At 63.3% G+C, this 18,501-nt stretch carries 20 protein-coding genes and 1 pseudogene; 8 read left to right on the forward strand and 13 right to left on the reverse strand.

From position 1 onward, the window contains the following. Positions 1–221 precede the first annotated feature (221 nt). The 3 genes from CXQ92_RS10500 to CXQ92_RS10510 all read left to right on the forward strand — a co-directional run bounded on the left by CXQ92_RS10500 (position 222) and on the right by CXQ92_RS10510 (position 2,513). Positions 222–554 carry a hypothetical protein gene (locus CXQ92_RS10500; RefSeq protein ID WP_258069854.1) on the forward strand — a complete coding sequence of 111 codons (333 nt, stop codon included), beginning with the start codon at positions 222–224 and terminating at the stop codon, positions 552–554. Positions 555–856: 302 nt separating this feature from the next. After that, entirely contained in the window at positions 857–1,687 is an 831-nt protein-coding gene (locus CXQ92_RS10505) for a hypothetical protein (protein WP_104167684.1), read from the forward strand. 262 nt (positions 1,688–1,949) lie between these two features. After that, positions 1,950–2,513: a recombinase family protein gene (locus tag CXQ92_RS10510; RefSeq protein WP_104167685.1), complete on the forward strand. Its 564-nt coding sequence runs from the start codon at positions 1,950–1,952 to the stop codon at positions 2,511–2,513. A gap of 177 nt (positions 2,514–2,690) precedes the next feature. Here CXQ92_RS10510 and CXQ92_RS10515 read toward each other — a convergent pair whose 3' ends face one another. The 10 genes from CXQ92_RS10515 to CXQ92_RS10560 form a co-directional block, all read right to left on the reverse strand. Beyond that, complete coding sequence (locus tag CXQ92_RS10515) at positions 2,691–2,993, reverse strand: transcriptional regulator (protein ID WP_104167686.1); 303 nt, start codon at positions 2,991–2,993, stop codon at positions 2,691–2,693. Continuing rightward, positions 2,986–3,414: a hypothetical protein gene (locus tag CXQ92_RS10520; RefSeq protein WP_258069855.1), complete on the reverse strand. Its 429-nt coding sequence runs from the start codon at positions 3,412–3,414 to the stop codon at positions 2,986–2,988. Before CXQ92_RS10520 ends, CXQ92_RS10515 begins: the two co-directional genes overlap by 8 nt. 134 nt (positions 3,415–3,548) lie before the next feature. Further along, complete coding sequence (gene nagA / locus CXQ92_RS10525; protein ID WP_104167688.1) at positions 3,549–4,748, reverse strand: N-acetylglucosamine-6-phosphate deacetylase; 1,200 nt, start codon at positions 4,746–4,748, stop codon at positions 3,549–3,551. After that, a complete protein-coding gene (locus tag CXQ92_RS10530) occupies positions 4,745–5,692 on the reverse strand; it encodes an ROK family protein (protein WP_104167689.1) in 948 nt (315 codons plus the stop codon). The genes nagA and CXQ92_RS10530 overlap by 4 nt, the downstream gene beginning before the upstream one ends. A gap of 12 nt (positions 5,693–5,704) precedes the next feature. Next, positions 5,705–6,610 carry an endonuclease/exonuclease/phosphatase family protein gene (locus tag CXQ92_RS10535; RefSeq protein ID WP_104167690.1) on the reverse strand — a complete coding sequence of 302 codons (906 nt, stop codon included), beginning with the start codon at positions 6,608–6,610 and terminating at the stop codon, positions 5,705–5,707. A 31-nt stretch (positions 6,611–6,641) separates the two neighbouring features. After that, on the reverse strand, positions 6,642–7,598 hold the full coding sequence (locus CXQ92_RS10540) for a glycosyl hydrolase family 32 (RefSeq protein ID WP_104167691.1): 957 nt from the start codon (positions 7,596–7,598) through the stop codon (positions 6,642–6,644). Then, positions 7,595–8,383 (reverse strand): glucosamine-6-phosphate deaminase, encoded by a 789-nt coding sequence (gene nagB / locus CXQ92_RS10545; protein WP_104167692.1) that lies wholly within the window; start codon positions 8,381–8,383, stop codon positions 7,595–7,597. Before nagB ends, CXQ92_RS10540 begins: the two co-directional genes overlap by 4 nt. Before the next feature lie 45 nt (positions 8,384–8,428). Further along, positions 8,429–9,298: a carbohydrate ABC transporter permease gene (locus CXQ92_RS10550; RefSeq protein WP_104167693.1), complete on the reverse strand. Its 870-nt coding sequence runs from the start codon at positions 9,296–9,298 to the stop codon at positions 8,429–8,431. A 1-nt stretch (position 9,299) separates the two neighbouring features. Next, positions 9,300–10,169, reverse strand: coding sequence for a carbohydrate ABC transporter permease (locus CXQ92_RS10555; RefSeq protein WP_104167694.1), 870 nt, complete (start codon positions 10,167–10,169; stop codon positions 9,300–9,302). Positions 10,170–10,318: 149 nt separating this feature from the next. Further along, positions 10,319–11,647, reverse strand: coding sequence for an ABC transporter substrate-binding protein (locus CXQ92_RS10560; protein ID WP_104168197.1), 1,329 nt, complete (start codon positions 11,645–11,647; stop codon positions 10,319–10,321). A gap of 123 nt (positions 11,648–11,770) precedes the next feature. Between CXQ92_RS10560 and CXQ92_RS10565 the strand changes: the two genes are divergently transcribed. The 5 genes and pseudogenes from CXQ92_RS10565 to CXQ92_RS10580 form a co-directional block, all read left to right on the forward strand. Beyond that, positions 11,771–12,484 carry a GntR family transcriptional regulator gene (locus CXQ92_RS10565; protein WP_104167695.1) on the forward strand — a complete coding sequence of 238 codons (714 nt, stop codon included), beginning with the start codon at positions 11,771–11,773 and terminating at the stop codon, positions 12,482–12,484. A 233-nt stretch (positions 12,485–12,717) separates the two neighbouring features. Next, the gene (locus tag CXQ92_RS18670) at positions 12,718–12,867 is read left to right on the forward strand and encodes a hypothetical protein (protein ID WP_258069856.1); all 150 of its coding nucleotides are present in this window, start codon (positions 12,718–12,720) and stop codon (positions 12,865–12,867) included. Further along, positions 12,868–12,984, forward strand: a complete 117-nt coding sequence (locus CXQ92_RS18675) for an ANTAR domain-containing protein (RefSeq protein WP_258069926.1) — start codon at positions 12,868–12,870, stop codon at positions 12,982–12,984. Between the two features lie 293 nt (positions 12,985–13,277). Then, positions 13,278–14,618, forward strand: coding sequence for an NADP-specific glutamate dehydrogenase (gene gdhA, locus CXQ92_RS10575; protein ID WP_104167697.1), 1,341 nt, complete (start codon positions 13,278–13,280; stop codon positions 14,616–14,618). A 101-nt stretch (positions 14,619–14,719) separates the two neighbouring features. Further along, positions 14,720–14,991, forward strand: a pseudogene (locus CXQ92_RS10580) (hypothetical protein); the annotation flags it as partial. Between the two features lie 192 nt (positions 14,992–15,183). On the opposite strand, the gene CXQ92_RS10585 reads toward CXQ92_RS10580, so the two are convergent. From CXQ92_RS10585 to CXQ92_RS10595, 3 genes are read right to left on the reverse strand one after another with little or no spacing between them, the layout of a single operon-like run. Beyond that, on the reverse strand, positions 15,184–16,707 hold the full coding sequence (locus CXQ92_RS10585; RefSeq protein WP_181033623.1) for a CoA-acylating methylmalonate-semialdehyde dehydrogenase: 1,524 nt from the start codon (positions 16,705–16,707) through the stop codon (positions 15,184–15,186). Continuing rightward, a complete protein-coding gene (locus CXQ92_RS10590) occupies positions 16,704–17,744 on the reverse strand; it encodes an amidohydrolase family protein (protein WP_104167698.1) in 1,041 nt (346 codons plus the stop codon). The genes CXQ92_RS10585 and CXQ92_RS10590 overlap by 4 nt, the downstream gene beginning before the upstream one ends. After that, a complete protein-coding gene (locus tag CXQ92_RS10595) occupies positions 17,745–18,500 on the reverse strand; it encodes an enoyl-CoA hydratase/isomerase family protein (RefSeq protein WP_104167699.1) in 756 nt (251 codons plus the stop codon). Position 18,501 lies beyond the last annotated feature (1 nt).

Raw genomic sequence — 18,501 nt, forward strand, 5'->3', positions numbered from 1 at the left:
TTTGATCCAGAACCAGGCCCCCACAAGGCTGGTCAACAGGATCGTCGCCGCGACGGAGACAGGCTTCGCGGCGTCAGCTCTTCTCATCGGGAGTCCCTCGTGTCTCCGCACGATGGCGGGCCTAAGTAGAACTTACTGCGAGATCACCCATGGGCGAGACCGTGCACCGTGTCAGGGTAGGCATCCTTCGCGCGGGCGTTCGGTGTTATTACGCTGAGCGGGTGAATGAACGCATCATGTATGTCCAACTGAAGACGGGCTACGGCACGGACCGGGGGCCGTCATGGATCTCCCGCGTGCGTTTCAGCAAGACCTGGCGCACCGCGCACTTCCACGGGTGCACCCTGCACCGTGTGACAGGAACTTCCCGCGCGAACTTCGACTCAAACTTCTACGACGTCGAGTCGGGCGATGAGTACTGGGTGTCCGGACCCAAGCGTGATCGGACTGACGGTCGGTACAGCTCCCAGCCGCCCACCGTCGAAGAGGAGGCCCGCGACGCGTATGAGGCCTTCCTCGCTGGGGCTCCGCTTCCCGGACGTGAGAACGGGTAGAGCCAAACGGAATCCCTCCCGTGCTACGCGGTTTCCCTCTGCAACACTTTGTCCATGGTGCATGAGTCGGCCGGGTGGCAAGAAGTGGCTGTCGCGGGTGTCCTTATCTGGGTGAGCGTGTCCGAGCCCGTCGCGGTGATCCGGCGTCGAGGGGCGCCGGATCGGGTGGTGACCTGGGCTGATCTTCCGATGGGCACAATCAGCCCCCGTGTCAGGGTCGCGGCCGCTTCCAGTGGAGCATGGGTTCTCTACACGCCGGCGACGGCGGATGAGGTGATGGACCGCGACGGAACCCATTGCGGATGAAATCGACGGCCATACATATCTCCCCGTCGGGCGATATTGTCCGTTCTCTGGACCTCGTGAATGTCCATCTTTTGGGGTCCACCCGGCATGGTCTGTGGCTTTGGTCAGGTCACTGGGACGTAAACACCACCGCGGACTGGCTGAAGGTGCGTGAGCTTCTGGTCCTTGACGCCGGCGGAGCGATGAACCGCACGAGCATCGATCGGATGCCGCTGATGGCCTTCGAGGGCGAGTCATCACCACACCTGGTGGTGTATGCCTCGGCACCGAAGGAACTCCACGACGCTTACGGTGGCACCGAATACACCTACCGTTACCTGCAGATCGATCTGCCTGCCGGCGATCTTCCTGCTGCGCTTCGGGTCGGAGAACCACCTTCCACCCCGATTGAAGCGACAAGCATTCCGGGGTGGTCCGAGGACGACATTCCTGCGACGTATCCTCTCGCTGCGGGGGATCCACGCGCGCAGTGGGACAGGGGCGATCTTCCCGCCGAGCAGATGAAAGCAGCCGTGGACGCCGTCTGCGCGCAGTTCGCCGATCTCGACGCGTACTGGCGGACGCCCCAGGGAGACACGTCGCCCCTCGCAGACGGTGTGAAGGAGACCCGCATCGACGTCATCGGGCAATGGCCCGTCATCAGGGTCGAGGTGAGCTTCGCACACCCTCACTACCCGCAGGGTCGGGTGCGGAGAACGTATCGGGTGTTCGATGACGCCGGGCGCATCAGATCGGTGCAGTACGCCTCGATCCATCTCATGGAAGACCTCGACACGGGAGCTCTTCCACCGGTCGGGAACGCCCGTAACACCATCCTGGACATCTGATACCAGCCACCTGAATGATCTTTGCCCCTTGAGGTCCCCGGTACTTATCGCACTCGTGTCGTCGCCGTGTCGAGAGCGTGCTGAACGACCGTTCTTGCGAAGGATCCTTTGACTGGACGAGCGGCAAAGTTCACCACCGGGTCGGGCAACTCCAGGATCGGCGGGGGAGTAGGTGGGGGTTTTTCGTCCCAACAATGTGTCTCACTCGGGGCATTCTCAGAAATGTGGAAAGCAGCGTTTGATGAGTGAGTAGGGAGTCGGGTTGGGAAGTATCGGGTATGCCAGGGTCAGCACGCTGGAGCAGAACGCGGATCTTCAGCACGCAGCGCTCTCGGCGGCCGGCTGCGACCGGATTTTCACCGACCATGGGGTGAGCGGCACGAGGGCGAGCCGGCCCGAGCTGGACAAGCTCCTGGATCATCTCCGGGCGGGAGATGAGGTGGTGGTGTGGAAGCTGGATCGGCTGGGCCGCAACACCCGGAACCTGCTGGCCCTGATCGATGACCTCGAACAGCGGGGTGTACATTTCCGGAGTGTCACCGAGGGCATCAGTACCACCGGTCCGATGGGTCGGGCGATGCTGACGGTGATGTCGGCGTTCGCGCAGCTCGAACGGGATCAGCTGGCCGAACGGACCAGGGCGGGGATGGCAGCGGCCGCCGAGCATGGGCGGAAGGCTGGCCGGCGGGAGGTCACCTCCGAGCACCTGAAGGTGAAGCGTGTCCGTGAGTTGAGGGCTCAGGGGCTGGCGCCGGCGGATATCGGGAAGATCATCGGCGCCAGCCGGGGCACGGTGTACCGGTACCTGAGCCTCGGATCGATTTGACCCGCTGGCATGAGCTCAGGCCTGAGACCCGGCTCATGCCGCAGCGGCTGTGCGGGCCACCGTGGCAACCTCCCATTGCTCATCCGTTTAGGGGATGAGTGAGATACTGCCGGTGCTCCGGAAACCGACACTCCCGTGCAGTTGGTGGGGCAGTGCAGGGTTCCTTGTCATGATGCGTCAGGAGGTGCCGGCGATATCCCGAAGTGCCTGGATGTGGCTGTCGAACGCTGCCCTGCCGACCGGGGTGAGGGAGAGCCACATGACCCGCCGCGCGTCCCCTCGTTCCGGTGATGCCGCCTTGTCGGAGACCACGTAACTGGCTGCGACGAGGGTCTTCACGTGCTTGGACAGGGTGGCGTCCGAAACCTCCAGGGTATCCCTGAGTACCGCGAAGTCGATTCGGTCGACGGGGCGCAGGAGCCCGCAGATCCGCAACCGCATCGGTGCGTGGATGACATCGTCAAAGCGCGCCTCACCCACGGCGAAGGTTCCGGGCGGCGCCTCGATACGCCACCCCCGCCAACCACGTCGTGAGGCCGAACGCCAGGGCGCTGGTGAGGATCACAGCCCATTGCAGGCCAAAGGACACCAAGCCCAAAGAGATGCTGAACAACACCAGGCAGCCGACCACGATCCCGGCCACAGCCACCCCGGCTTGCGGGCCCATGCTCCGGAACCGGACGCCAGTCTCCCGCTGGATCAGATAGATGATCACGAGCACCACCGCCAGCGCCAGGAGACCTGCCGCCGGCGGATCGTACTCCTCCCCGGGAGTTGTCCCAGCAGCTGCGCCGACCCACCACGCGGCCACTGCGCCGAACCCCGCCAGAAGAGACCAGGGAACTCGGATGCTGTCCGCGAGTCGGGCACGGTCGGCCGAGAGCCCACGCAACGTATCCATGACTTCACCACGGGACGGTCCTTGAGGGTTAGTTTCCATAACGGAAAGAGTATGTGATTCTTTCCATACCGGCAACATACTTGGCGGCGAGAGATCAGACACGAGGACCTATGACCTACGTTGCATGAGGCTTGTCAGGTTATCCAGGTTCCTTGTCGGAGGACTCGCGTAACTCTGAGGTCGCTGCTGAGGACGACGGCGTCGGCGTTCAGGCCCGCTGCCAGACGGCCGATGTACTTGCTCAGCCCGTGGGTGCGCGCGGGTATGACGGTGGCGGAGCGGATGGCGTGGTCGAAGGGAACTCCTGCCTGGACGGTGTTTCGGAAGATGTCCTGCATAAAGGCGGTTCCTCCTGCGATTGCGTTGGATGAGCTGAGAGTGGCTGCGGCTTCGGTGACGTGCACTGTCGCAGGTCCTAGTTTGTAGGTTCCGTCGTCGAGGCCTGCGGCGGCCATGGAGTCCGTGACTAGTGTGATGTTGTCGGGCCCGACCAGTTCGAACACGGATTCGACCGTGTAGGGATCCAGGTGCAGGGTGTCCGCAATCAGCTCGATAACGGCTTCACCGCGGGCTGCCGCACGGAGACAGGCCATTACGGGGCCGGGTGATCGGTGGTGGATGGTGGGCATGCCGTTGAATAAGTGGGTAACGGTCGGCACTGCTGCGGGGGTGGCCGTGGCAGCCATTCGTCGTCGTGCATGTGCCAAGGAAGTTTCAGTGGTCGGCGCATCAGCATTTGTGTGGCCGAGTGAGGGTATGACGCCTCGGCTCACCAGGAATTCGACGAGAGCATCGGCTCCTTCCAGTTCCGGCGCGTAGGTCATGGCGAGGATGGTTTCGCCGGAGGCCTGGATGAGCTGCGCGGTCAGCTCAAGGTCGGGAAGTGACAGCCACCGTGGATCTTGTGCCCCGCAGCGCGCGTGGGAGAGGAACGGGCCTTCGAGGTGTATACCTGCCACGGCCTCATCGGCGGCCAATGCGCCGAGGAGGGCGGCGGCGTCGAGCATGTCGTCTTTGTGGGCCGTGACGAGGCTGGCGACCACCGTGGTGGTGCCATGTTCGTGGAGCTTGATCAGGGCCTGCCGAATCGATGCCTCCGATGATGTGGAGAAGTCCGCGCCGAAGGCGCCATGGCAGTGGGTGTCGATGAATCCGGGGACGAGGATCTCCTCGGGTCCCAGCACCATCGGTGCGGGCCAACTCTCTGCATCGAAATGCTCCCGTGCCCCCGCGTACTCGATGTGCCCATCTTTGATGGCTACCGCGCCCTCTGGGTGCTCGCTGAGTCCCGTGTGGACTCGTCCGAGAATCATTTGGCGCTGTGTGTGGGTCATGAACTTTCCTGGCCGGTATGGGTCGAGTTGGATCGAGCGGCGCTGCCGAGTAGTGCGGCGCCGAGGAGCCCGGCCCGAGGACCGGCGCGGGAGGCGCTGATCGCCGGCGGGTCGCGCCACCGCAGCAGGCTTTCGACCTTCTCGCGGAGGGGGTCCAGTAGTACGGATCCTGCGGCGCCCAGGCCTCCTCCTATGATGATTTCCTCCGGATCGAGTGTTGCTGTCAGGGTCGTGATTCCCGTGGCGAGGCTGTTGACGGCGTCGGCCCACACTTCATTGGCGAGTCCGTCCTTGCCCACCACCCCGGCGACGTCCGCAGCGCTCTCGGCGTTGCCTCCGCCCGCGATGTACCTTGCCAGGACGGCGCCGGCGGAGGCGTACGCCTCCAGGCACCCGAACTGCCCGCAGGAGCAGGGTCGACCGTTGGGAACGGTGGGGATGTGCCCCAGTTCGCCGGCCTGTCCGCGTGCTCCGGCCACTGTTTTTCCGGCGACGACGACGGCGGCGGAGACGCCGGTGCCGATGGGAATGAACACGAAGTTCCGCAGTGCCGGGCGCGCAGCCATTTCTGCGCGTGCTGCTGTGCGGGCGTCGTGATCGATCAGTGTCGGGACGCCGAAGCGTGTTTCGAGGAGTTGCCCCAGGGGCAGGTTGGTCCATCCGAGATTCGCGGCGTACCGCACCATTCCGGCTCGTCTGTCCACGAGGCCAGGAGTTCCTACCCCGATGGCGGTGGGCTCGTGGCCGAGCGCACGCGCGGTCCCCGCGAGTGCAGAGAGCACCGCGAGGACCGCGTCGAAAGCGCCCGAGGACTTTTCGAAGGTTGGGACAGTGCTCCCCGGAGGTACCTCGTTACCATCGACGAAGACGGAGCCCTTGACTGTGGTTCCACCGATATCGATTGCCAGTACAACCTCTGGCACCGTGCACTGCCCTGATGTCATGTCTGGTTGCCGCTACTTCACTTTGCCGTTGGGGGTCTTGGTGATCGACAACTCGGCGACGATGGGCAGGTGATCCGACGCCGTGGTGTGGATGACCTTCGCGGACGTTGCTGTGGCGCCCCGACCGGTCAGGATGTAGTCGATGCGCAGGCTGGGGTTCTCAACGGAACCGCTGCCGGGGAGGCCCTCGAGGTCGGGTCCGAAGGTGTAGTCCTCGTTCTGCCCGAGGGCCGCGAAGGTGTCGGTGAAGACCGAGAAGAGGGGCTGCAGCTCGGGAGCGTCCGGGGTCGCGTTGAGGTCGCCGACGATGACTGCGGGGCGCTTGCTGGTGCCGGTGATGTCGATGATCTCCTGGACCTGCAGTGCGCGCTGTTCCTCGCGCTGGAAGTCCAGGTGTGTGCTGTAGAAGGCGATGTGGTTGCCGCGGACGTTGACCACGGCTTCGAGGAGGCCGCGCTGCTCCGTGGGCTGCTCCTCGTACGCGATGTTCGTCAGCAGGTGGTTTTCCGAGGAGATGATGGGGTATTCGCTCAGGATCGCGGTGCCGTACTGGCGATTGTCCGTATCACCGGGCAGTGGTGGCTCGTCCAGGTTCGCCCCGTAGACGACGTGCATGTCGAGTCGCTCCGCGAGCCATTCGGCTTCGTCGAGGAAGTCGCTGCGTGCGCCCCAGTGGTTGTCGACCTCCTGCAGGCCGATGATTTCAGCGCCGGAATCTTCAATGACGGAGGCGGTGCGTTCGATGTCGAAGACGTTGTCGCCGTCGGCGCCGTAGTGAATGTTGAAGGACATCACTGTCACGTCGGTGGTCTTCTGCGAGCCCTTCCCTGGTGCAGCGAGGGCTGGTCCTGCGCCGAGCACGGCGCCGCTGGCGATGAGCGCGGCGATCGATGCTGTTGCGATCTGTCGTCTGAACATGATGGTTTCTCCTTTTGGGTGTGGTGCGCGGTCACATGCTGGTGGTTGGTACGGGGAAGAGCGCCTCTCCGGCGAGGATGTCCGCCAGCGGAACGGGGCTAGCGATCTCCCCTACGAAGCGTCCGTCCACGCTGTTCTGGAAGCCGAAGACGACCCATTCGCCGTCGCGTTTCTTGAACAGCTGGGCGGCGTAAACGCCTGGGAGGAAGAAACTCGAGCTGCCGGTGAGGTCCCAGGGACCTACAAGGCTCTCGCCCCGGGCGATCCATGTGCCGGTGCTGGCGGTGTTGAACGTTATGCCGGGCGCTTTGTCCGGGAGGCATGAGAAGAGCAGTACTGCTTCGTCATGGACTTCTCGTGACTGGATCACTTCCATCTCTCCGAAGCCGGCAGGAGAGGATAGCGGCGGGTGTGTCTCCCAATGCGTAAGGTCCGCGCTGACGGCGTGCCCGACGACAGCACGCTGGTCGGGGTCCCCGGTGCGGCTGCGGGCGGTGATGACCATCTGCCACAACTGCGTTTCCTCGTCGAAGAAGACGAACGGATCCCGCCACGCCTCATCCGGCCAGGTTCCCTCACCCAACTTCTCGTACCACCGGGGGTCTGCCTCGAGCGCCGGCATCTCGGATCGGGTCCAAGTGATCAGGTCATCGGACACGGCGGAACCGATGCGCTGTTGCAGCCCGTTTTCACCGCGACTGACGCCGGTATAGAACAGGTGCCAAGTGCCATCCGGGCCTTGGACGGTACAGCCGGTCCAGGTGGCCAGGTCATCCCATGCCGGTTCGTCGGCGGCGACGAGGGCGTCCGGCAGAAGAGTCCACTCCTCGAGGTCCGGGGACACGGCGTGACCGATCGAGGCCCGGAAGTGACGCCTGGTGGGATCGATCAGTGCCCTGCTCGCTCTGAGGAAGAACAGGTGATAGTTCTCCCCGTCGTCGGCAAGCCAGCTGTCCCACACCCATTGGTCGGGCAGCCGGAATGTCATTGACCCTCCCCGATGAGGAGCGGTTTGGCGTCGGTCACGAAGCGGTAGTAGTCGGTCAGCGTCAGCTGTGAAGCGGCGTCTTCATCCAGCAGGACCGTCACGCGCGGGTGGAATTGGAGCAGGGAAGCCGGGCACATGCTTGCCACGGGGCCTTCGATGGCGGCGGCGACCGCCTCCGCCTTCGATGGTCCCTGTGCCACCAGGAGTATTTCCTGCGCGTCCATGATGGTTCCGAGTCCCTGCGTGATGCAGTGCGTGGGCACGGCATCGCCCGATGAGAAGAACCGTGCGTTGTCCCTGCGCGTCTGCGCGGATAGGGCCTTGATGCGCGTGCGGGAGGCCAGGGACGATATCGGCTCGTTAAAACCGATATGGCCGTTGGTTCCGATACCGAGAATCTGGAGGTCCACGCCTCCGGCCCCGGTCAGTGCCTGCTCGTAGTCCAGACATGCTTGGTGGATATCCACGGCACTTCCGTCGGGGATGTGCACGTTCGCCGGATCCAACCCCAGGGGTGTCGTCACCTCGTCGGCGACGACGACGGCGTAACTTGCCGGGTGCCCGTCGGGCAGGCCCACGTACTCGTCGAGTGCGAAACACCGCACTCGGTCGAGCGTGGCCTGTCCTTGTGCCCGCAGCAGGGCGAGCTCCCGATAGGTTCCCAACGGCGATGACCCGGTGGCGATGCCGAGTACCATCTCCGGGTTGGCCGCTGCGCGCTGCGCGATGAGATTTGCGGCGTGGGAACCGACCGCTTCGGGGCCGGGCAGGATGATGACGTCCACGATCTTTCCCTTCTGGTGGGTGAACAACGTGAGGAGAGGAGGTGCCTAGCCCTTGACGGCTGAACTGGCCACGCCTTCGATGAACCAGCGCTGGAACACAAGGAACACCACGATGACCGGTACGACGAGGAGGACACCGAAAGCCATGACCTGGCCCCACGCGGGGGGCAGTTGCCCGGCGAAGACGCTGATCTGCAGCGGCAGCGGTCGCAGGTTCGGGTCGGAGATCATGAGCACCGGCCAAAGGAAGGACCCCCACTGTGTGAGGAAGGTGAGGATCGCTACCGATGCGTAGGCGGGTTTACTCATGGGGGCGATGATTCGCCAGAAGATACGCCAGGGCCCCGCCCCGTCCATCCGGGCTGCCTCGTCGATGCTCTGCGGTATGCCGGAGAAGAAGGAGTAGAAAAGGAAGATGGACAAAGCGTTGCCGATGAACGGCACGATCTGGATCCATAGCGTGTTGCGGGCGTCGTTGTAGAGGTAGAACATCGGGACGGCGACCGCTTCGAAGGGCACGATCAGCAGGAGCAGGATGGCGAGGAGTGCGACTCCTCGACCGCGCCAGGACAGTCGGGAGAGCGCGAACGCTGCCATCGAGTTCACGACGAGTCCCAGCCCGACGACGGCGACGGTCACGGTGAATGAGACGGCGAAGAACCGCCACAGATGCCCGGTGCTGTCCGAGGAGAGGCTGGAGGCCACACCCGAGTAGTTGTGCAGTCCCCACTGCGTCACATCGAAGACCGCAAAGCCGGCGAGGGTGTCGTTTGCAGGGGCGAGTGACGCCGCGATCATGTAGGCGACGGGGGCGAGGAAGAGCAGGCCGGTGATAATCAGAACGGCGTAGTGCGGGATGCGGGACGTCAATTCGCGTTTGCTGATTTTCTGCGACGGCGCGACGGGCTGGGCCATCTCAGCTCTCCTTCTCGCGGGTTGCGCGGCGCTGGATCACGGACAGGATGACGACGATGACGAAGAACACCACGGATATCGCGCTCGCGCGGCCAATGTTGTTCTCGTCGAAGGCTGCGGTAACGGCTTCGTACATGACGGTCCGGGTAGCTCCCTCGTTGAGTCCGCCGCCTGATTTCGCCAGGACGTAGATCTGGTCGAACACTCGCAGGGACAGGATCATCGTGTAGAGGGCGACGAATACCAGCGTGGTTTTGATGCCTGGCACGGTGACGTGGATGAAGCGGTGCCAGGCGTTGGCGCGATCGAGTTCGGCTGCTTCGTAGAGCTCGGCGGGAACCTGCTGCAATGCTGCGAGGAGGATGACCATCTGGAAGCCGCAACCCTGCCAGATGGACAGGACGATCACGGATGCCAGCGCGGTGGTTGCGGAGCCCAGCCAGTCCTGTGAGCCGAAGGCTCCTCCGGAGAAGAAGGACAAAGCCGAGTTGAGCAGTCCCTGGTCACCCCGGGCGAGGATCAGGCGCCAGATGATGGCGACCAGCGCGATCGGGAAGACGACCGGGAGGAAGTACAACGACCGGAAGACGCCGATCCCTGGAATGCTCTTTTTCACCAGCAATGCCAGGGAAAGCGCCAGGGCGGTCTGTACGGGTACGACGATCGCGGCGAAGATCAGGTTGTGCAGCAGTGCGCTGAGGAAGTCGCGGGAGACATCGGGGTCCGTCAGGATCCGCGCATACTGCGTGAGTCCCATGAAGGTCGGTGCTCGGGGGTCTCCGAGCCGGACGTTGTAGAGCGAGAATCCGATCGCTGCCAGGAAAGGTACCGCGACGAAGAGGATCAGGAGCAGCAGGGCAGGCGTGGCCATCAAGGGACCGGCGAGGCTCGCCGACCTGTTTCGCCGTCTAGGTCGCTCGGTTGCCGTCGGCGCCTGAGGGGGTGTAAGGCCTGTTGTGGTAGCGATGGGAAACTCCTCTGACAGGGAGGTGGGGCCGATCGGCCCCACCTCACGGCCGGTTAGTCGTTCTGGTAGCCGTTGTTGTCCGAGAAGTCGGAGTCGATGGCGCGGGCTGCAGAATCGAGTTCATCCTGCACGTCTGCCCCGCCCCAGATTGCCAGGAGGGCGCTGCCGAATGCACTGGTAACCGTCGGATAGCCGGGAGTGACCGGCCTGGCGACGGCGACGCATTCCTGCGTGACGTTGTCCGAACCGCACGCCGATTCGAGGTTGGTCGCGAACAGTTCGAGCGGTTTGCCCGGCCCGTACAGCTCACTCTGCTCCAGTGCCGTGGTGCTGCCCGGTACTGCGGCATTCGCTTCGACCATCGCGGCGATGCTCTCGTCCCTGAGGAGGAAGTCCAGGAAGGATCCCGCGGCCTCCGTGTTGCCCTCGGCCGCAGGCGTAACGCCCCACTGCCAGGACCCATGACCGGCTTTCGTACCATTGCCGAAGTCGGGCAGTGGCATCAAAACAAGGTCCTCACCCAACGCTTCGCTGAACGTCGGATACATCCAGTTCCCGGTCCACGTCAGTGCGGTCTGCCCGTCTTGGAACGCACTACCGCTCGTGTTGGGGTCCGCGAACTCCCGCCACGACGCCCATTCCTTGAGCGCTTCCACATTCTCCGTGCTGTTGAGCACGCCGTCAGCCTTGCCATCCTTCATCAGGGTGCCACCGGCAGACCAGATGTCCGGCGAGGTTGTGAAAGTTCCCCACTCGGCAGCGAAGCCGTTGGCTTCCCCAAGATCGATGGCCTTGCCGGACGGCGAAACCTCGGCCAGCTTCGCAAGGTTCGCGCGGAACTCGTCGACAGTCCACGCATCCTCCGCAGTGGTAGGCGCTTCGATGCCCGCCTCCGCGAGAAGTGCTTTATTGCCCCACAGACCTAGACCGACATCGAACAAGCCGACCGCGTAGGTCTCGTCGTTGTAGGTTCCGCTCTCCGTGACACCGCTAATCCTGTTGTCGAGCACCTCGGACGAAACGACACCCTCGAGGGGAAGGAGCTTCCGGTCGTAGGCGAAGGACGCCATCGTAGGAGCATCCATCTCCATGACCTCGGGCAGCTCATCGACAGAGGTCGCCTGGATCGTGCTGGTGTAGTCCGCTTCCGGAATGAGCGTCAGGTTCGCGGTGACGTCGTCCTGCGACGAGTTGAACTCATCGACGAGAGCCTCGAGTGCTTCCGCCTCTGCGGCTTGGCCGCTATGGGCCCACACATCGATCGTGCCGTCGGAGGAGTTATCGCCCCCCGACCCTCCCGAGCAAGCACTGAGCATGAGGGCTAGGGAAAGCCCCGCGCCGATCGTCACGACCGCGGGCCGGGACCTCCTAGATGCAGTCATCACAAAAATTCCTTCCGGTCCGAGCGGGTAGGTAAGTCTTCAATTCCCCAATTTTGGACTAGACCAATGTTGAAGTCAATGGATTGGAGTAGACCAATATCGAAGGAGCGGTACTATCGTCGGATGACCACGTTGGCGTCTACTGCTCCGAAGTACTACACGGTGAAGGAAGACCTGCGCCGTTTGGCCGCTGAAGCCGGCCCCGGAGCGCCCATGCCGACCGAGCGAGCACTGGCCGCGCGCTATGAAACTTCTCGTACCACCGTTCGGCAGGCCATCTCTGAGCTCGTGGCCGAAGGCATGCTGAACCGCACGCAAGGGAAGGGAACGTTCGTTGCGCCATCGCGCCCCAGCTACCTTCGCCAGCTCACATCCTTCACCGCAGATGCGGAAGCCCAACACCTCAGAAGTGCATCGAACATACTAGGAATCGAGTCCGTCCTTGCCGACGCCGACCTGGCAGCGCAGCTTGGCGTTCCCGTCGAATCGGATCTCACGCGCGTCGCACGCGTACGCCTTATCAACGGCGAGCCCATGGCGCATGAGGCGGCTTACCTCCCTAGAGTCATGCCCGAACTGCGGCGACAACTCGAGCAAGACGGTTCACTCTATTCAGTGCTCAGCAGCCATTACGGTGTAGATATTGCTGAAGCCGAAGACACTGTGGGGACGATGGTCGCCGGCCCGGAGGATGTTCGCCTCCTCGCCATCGAGATGGGCGCCCCCCTGCTGCTCATCCATCGACGGGGCCTAAATGCCGAGGGAGTGCCAGTCGAGTGGACTCGGTCAGTATTCAGGGGAGACCGCTTCAAATTCTTCGCACGCACCCGCCGCTGACAAGACGCTGGGCATCCGGCAGATCCCTTTAGAGGAGCCCAGATCTGTCGACTAACGCCCTGTGTTCGGCACCCCGCCCACGTCGATCGGTCTGTCGATGTCTCCGCCTCGCGGTGGTGATGAATCCGAAGACTGTCTCGTGACCAACTTCGCTGTTGCGGATCACGGTCACCACTTGGAAGACGAGGTGGCAATACACCCGCACCGACATCGGTGGACTGACCGAGGAAGATGTGGCCATCGGCCAGGCCCTGGCCGATGTATCGACGATCAGCATCCTCCAGGAACGCTCCATCCGGGAATCCGCGATCGTCAATGACCAGCTGCAACGCGCCCTGAACAGCCGGATCCTCGTCGAGCGAGCCAAGGGCGTGAGCTCCTAGATCTCCAACGTCACCACGAACGAGGCCTTCGAACGCCTGCGTACCTACGCCCGATCCCACAGGACCAGTCTGACCGACACGGCAAAAGCAGTGCTGGACCGCACACTCAGCCTGTAAACGCTTCCCACGGGCCTTGATTGGGGTGGTCAGAGGACGTGGCCTGCGTCGGGGAACATCGCCCGTCATTCGCCGAGGTCGATGTCAGCGTTCCGCCGCTTGAGCAAGCGCGGGTTGTTACATCTCGCCGTAGACCGGATCAAATCATGGAGGCGAATCTCTGTAGATGCCCGGAGTGAACTCCGCGCGGTACGGTGCACTGAGGGCCTGCAGTCTGTGCTGCCGCGACTAGGCCGGGGACGTGTTTGTTCTTCGTCCTTCAGAGGGTTCCATTGTTGAGATCGGTGGGTGTCATGGATTCGGCGTTGTCTGCTGTGCGCGATCAGGTGTTTCGGCGTAACCCGGGTGAGACGGAGTTCCATCAGGCTGTGGTCGAGGTGTTCGACTCGCTGGGGCCGGTGTTGAAGAAGCACCCTGAGTTCGTCGATGCGGCGGTATTGGAGCGATTGTGCGAACCCGAGCGGCAAATCATCTTCCGGGTTCCCTGGGTTGATGACGCTGGGAACGTGCAGATCAACCGAGGGTTCCGGGTGGAGTTCAACTCCGCGCTGGGGCCCTTCAAGGGCGGCCTGCGGTTTCACCCCTCCGTTTACCTGGGGATCGTGAAATTCCTCGGTTTCGAGCAGGTCTTCAAGAACGCACTCACCGGGATGCCGATCGGTGGGGGGAAGGGCGGCTCGGACTTTGACCCCAAGGGCAGATCGGATGGGGAGGTCATGCGGTTCTGCCAGTCCTTCATGACGGAGTTGTACCGGCACATCGGCGAATACACAGACGTCCCGGCCGGTGATATCGGAGTCGGCGGACGGGAGATCGGTTACCTGTTCGGGCAGTACAAGAGGATCACGAACCGGTACGAATCCGGGGTACTGACCGGCAAGGGGATCAGCTGGGGAGGGTCACTGGTCCGCCCGGAAGCAACAGGGTACGGGGCGGTCCTGTTCGCCCGGGAGATGCTTCGAGCGCGAGGACTGGACCTCGAGGGACAGCGGGTCATCGTGTCCGGTGCGGGCAATGTCGCTGTCCACGCCATCGCGAAAGCACAACACTTCGGTGCGACCGTCGTGGCATGCTCGGACTCCTCCGGCTATGTCGTGGACGAGACCGGCATCGACGTAAACCTGCTGCGAGAGGTGAAAGAGAACGAGCGCGGACGGATCTCCGACTACGCGCAGCGTCGAGGCTCCAAGGCTCACTTCGTAGCGGGTGGTTCGATCTGGGATGTGGGAGCAACCGTCGCACTGCCATGTGCCACGCAGAATGAACTCGACGAAGCAGCAGCAGACTCGCTCATCCGCTCCGAGGTGCTGGCGGTGGCCGAGGGGGCGAATATGCCGTGCACCCCTCAGGCTGTGGAAGCTTTCCAGCAGGCAGGTGTCCTGTTCGGTCCCGGAAAGGCTGCCAACGCCGGCGGTGTTGCAACATCGGCACTGGAGATGCAGCAGAACGCCAGCCGCGATTCCTGGACCTTCGAGCACACCGAGCAGCGCCTGACCGAAATCATGGTGGGCATCCATGACAGATGCGCGACAACCGCGGAGGAGTATGGTCTGCCGGGAGACTATGTGGCAGGCGCGAATATCAGCGGCTTTGTGAAGGTCGCGGACGCCATGCTTGCACTCGGCGTCGTCTAATCACACCTCTAATCAGCGAAATGGGGCTGGTTCGAAAATGAGTAGCTCGCGACGCTGGCGAGCAAGAGGCCCTGCCGGAGAGCTCCGCTACTACCCGCGACGGGGAGCCCCCCGGATACCTGCACCTGAAGGACGTCATAAATCTCTGTACCCGGGAGTCGTTCATTGCGCCGGTGCCCGCCAGAGCGTCCGCAAGCTCGCGTCCGCGCTGCGCAACAGCGACCTCGAGGACGCCCTGGCGACCATGCGCCGCACCGGCGCGCACATCGCCCGGGTCTTCGACGCCGGAGCAAACACCACTGGCATGCTCTTCCTCGAGAACATCCTCGAAGAACTCGTCGACGAAGTCCAGGACGCCACCAGCGCCGCATAGACGCAACCCTGCCGTGCAGGCTCACTCGACGTGAGTGGTCTGCGCCAGCACAATCAACCTCCGGCTAATGTGAGACGCAGGCGCGGACTCCGCCCATGGTTGAAGGATGAAGGGGTCAATTTCGGCCGACTGGATACGACCTGAGTTCAACGGCTGACTGGTTGCCCCGCTGATAACAGCCGGGCAACCAGATCAGCTGTTGCTGGGGAAGTTGTACGAAGCCCCGGATGGCTGCTTGGGCTCTGGCCAGCGGGAGGTGACGACCTTGCCTCGGGTGTAGAAGGAGACGCCTTCTGGTCCGTAAATGTGCTTGTCCCCAAAGAAGGATGCCTTCCAGCCACCGAAGGAATGGTAGGCAACGGGAACGGGAAGCGGAACGTTGATGCCGATCATGCCGACGGTGACTGAGCGTTGGAAGAGGCGCGCGGCTGCACCGGATGAGGTGAAGATTGCTGTCCCGTTGCCGTAAGGGTTGGCGTTGATGAGGCGGATGCCGTCCTCGAGGGTGTCGACCCGGACGACCGCCAGCACCGGACCGAAAATTTCCTCTGTGTAGGCGCTCATCTCCGCTTTCACGTGGTCCAGAACTGTGGGCCCTACCCAGAACCCTTCCTCATGGCCTTCCACCATGAGCGCCCGGCCGTCTACCACCAGAGCTGCACCAGCTTTCTCCGCCTCAGTGACGATCTGCACAATGCGTTCCCGTGATGCTTGCGTGATGATCGGGCCCATCTCAGCGTCCGGTTCCATACCGTTGGCAACCTTGATCGCAGTGGCACGCTCCGTCACCTTATCCACGAGGAGGTCCGCTGCAGCTCCGACGGCCACGGCGACGGAGATTGCCATGCATCGCTCTCCTGCCGAGCCGAAGGCTGCCGCACTTAGGTGATCGGCGGCGTTGTCCAGATCTGCATCCGGAAGAACGATGGCGTGATTCTTGGCGCCACCGAGAGCCTGCACACGCTTGCCGTGCGCGGTGGCGGTCTCGTGCACGTACCGGGCAACCGGAGTCGACCCGACGAAGGAGATGCCGTCGATATCGGGGTGTGTCAGGAGTCCGTCCACTGTCTCTTTGTCGCCGTGGAGCACCTGGAATACGCCGTCGGGAAGTCCTGCTTCTTTCCAGAGCCGGGCGAGCAGCAGCGACGCGGACGGGTCCCGCTCGGAGGGTTTGAGGATGAATGCGTTACCGGTTGCGATGGCCATAGGTGCCATCCATAGCGGGACCATGACGGGAAAGTTGAACGGAGTTATTCCGGCGACCACGCCCAGCGGTTGCCGGAAGGAGAACACGTCGATCCCGGTGGACACCTGGTCCGAATAGTCGCCTTTGAGCTGCTGCGGGATTCCGCAGGCGAACTCGACCACTTCCAGGCCCCGGTTAATCTCGCCCTTCGCGTCGGCGAGCACCTTGCCGTGCTCTGCCGTGACCAGAACGGCAAGCTCTTCGGTATGGGCAGCGACGAGCTCCCGGAATGCGAAGAGCACGGCTGTGCGCTTGGCGAGTGAAATGTCGTTCCATACCCGGGAGGCGGCCTTGGCCGCAGCCACCGCGTTCTCCAGGTCTTCCCGGTTGGCCAGCCGAAGCTCACCGGTTATCGCTCCCGTCGCCGGATTGAAGACGTCCTGGGTTCTCGTTCCCGAACCAGACGTTTCCGCGCCGTTTATGAAGTGATTGATGGTGAGCGTCTGCTCGACCGTCTGCATCTGTGTCATGGGACTCTTTCAGGTAGTGGACTGCCAATAAGGAATGTGCCGTTCACGCTCATTGCATGGATGGGTTGCTCTCCGAGCCAACGGAGTGCGTTGCGGGAGAGGATTTCAGGCTTGAGACCTGCGAGGAGCGCTGAGCGCACCGGGTCTGGATCCCCCATGTCGAACGGGTAGTCCGAGCCCAGTGTGATGAATCCGGTGCCAAAGACGTCGGCGGCAAGCTGTGCTGCCGAAGGGTGGTGGGCAAGGGCGTCCAGGAACACCCGGTCCTTCAGGACTTGCGACGGCGGGCGGGTCGTTCCGGCGCCGACGTCGCGTCGCACTCGCCACCCGTGATCCCAGCGGCCCACGAGTGCCGGTGCGCAGCCCGCGGCGTGGACGAAGAGAATACGTAGCTGGCGTAATTCGTCAAGCACGCCGGACAGCGCGCACGAGGCTATCGCGACCGAGGTTTCGTAGGGGTTTCCCACGAGATTGCGGAGGTAATGCGTGGACAGTTCGGAGCGGGCGCCCTGAACCGGGTGCACAAGCACCGGAAGCCCAGCCCTGTCAGCGGCTTCCAGCACCGCACGACCGACCCCCTCGCCAATGGGCCGGCCGTCGATGATCGGCGGCAGAGCGACACCGACAGCGCCCAAAGTCCTAAGGCGCGCAACCGCCGCAGCAGCACCGGAGGGAGTTGCCAACGGAACTGTTCCAAACGGCAGCAACCGGACAGGGTCCGCGGAACAGGCCTCCACCAAAGCCCGGGTGACGAGCTCAGAGTACGCAGCGCCGGCGTCCTCGCCTGCCCCGAGAGGGAACGCATAGGGCGGCGGTGACACCACCCGCACGTCGATCCCCGCGCGGTCCATATCGGCGAGCATCACCAACGGATCCGTCAGCGCGGCGCGCTCCACCGCAAGAGGAAACGCCCCCAGATTGACCCCATCACTGTGGTCCGTCATGACAACCACGCCTTGGGCCCCCGGGATCGACCAGGCCGATTCCGGCAGAAGATGCGCGTGCACATCGATGATGGGCGCCCGCTGCTCCGCCATTCAGCTCATCCTGCGGCGCATCGAGCCCAGCACCAGCCTGTCCGCTGACAAGTCATAGGACTGCTCTTCGGTGAGAGTCGATGCCGAGCGCAGCATCGACCGGATCTCGGTATGCACGCGTGGCGAGCGTTCCTGCAACATCTGAACGCGTCGATCGGTCTCCTCATCGAGATCCGCCTCTGTCGCGACGACCTCGTTGATGAGCCCAAGCCGAACTGCCTGTGCTCCGGAAACCGCTTCTCCTGTCGCAGTTAGCCAGAATGCCTGACGACGTCCGACAATGCGCGCAAGCCAAGCCAGCACCAGCGTCGGCGCGAGATCCATCTTCACTTCGGGGAAGCTGAACCTGGCCGCGTCCGTAGTCACCGAGACATCAGTGAGCGCTGCCAGCCCGACACCGAATCCCGCAGCGTCACCGTGGACTTTCGCCACGGTGACCAACGGAGTGCGCAGCAGCGCCTCGTTAAGGCTGATAAGCCTCCGCACCTCCCCGGGGAGGTCCTCAGGCGTGGATGCCGTTCGCTCCCGGCCTAGGCAGAACGAGCCTCCGGCGGCTTCAAGCAGAAGCACGTGTGCGTCAACGGGCGGATTGCGGAGCACCTGCACGAGCGCATCGCACATGGCAAGGGTCATGAGATTTCCGTCAGGGCGGTCCAACCGTGCTGTGATCAGTGATCCATCACGGCTGAACGTGATGCCGTCGACGGCGTCGAGTGACTGCTCGTTCGTCTCCTGGGTTTCCTGTTGAATCGTCATG

Source organism: Arthrobacter sp. SX1312 (assembly GCF_002929295.1).
In the GTDB taxonomy this organism is placed as follows: Bacteria; Actinomycetota; Actinomycetes; order Actinomycetales; family Micrococcaceae; genus Arthrobacter_D.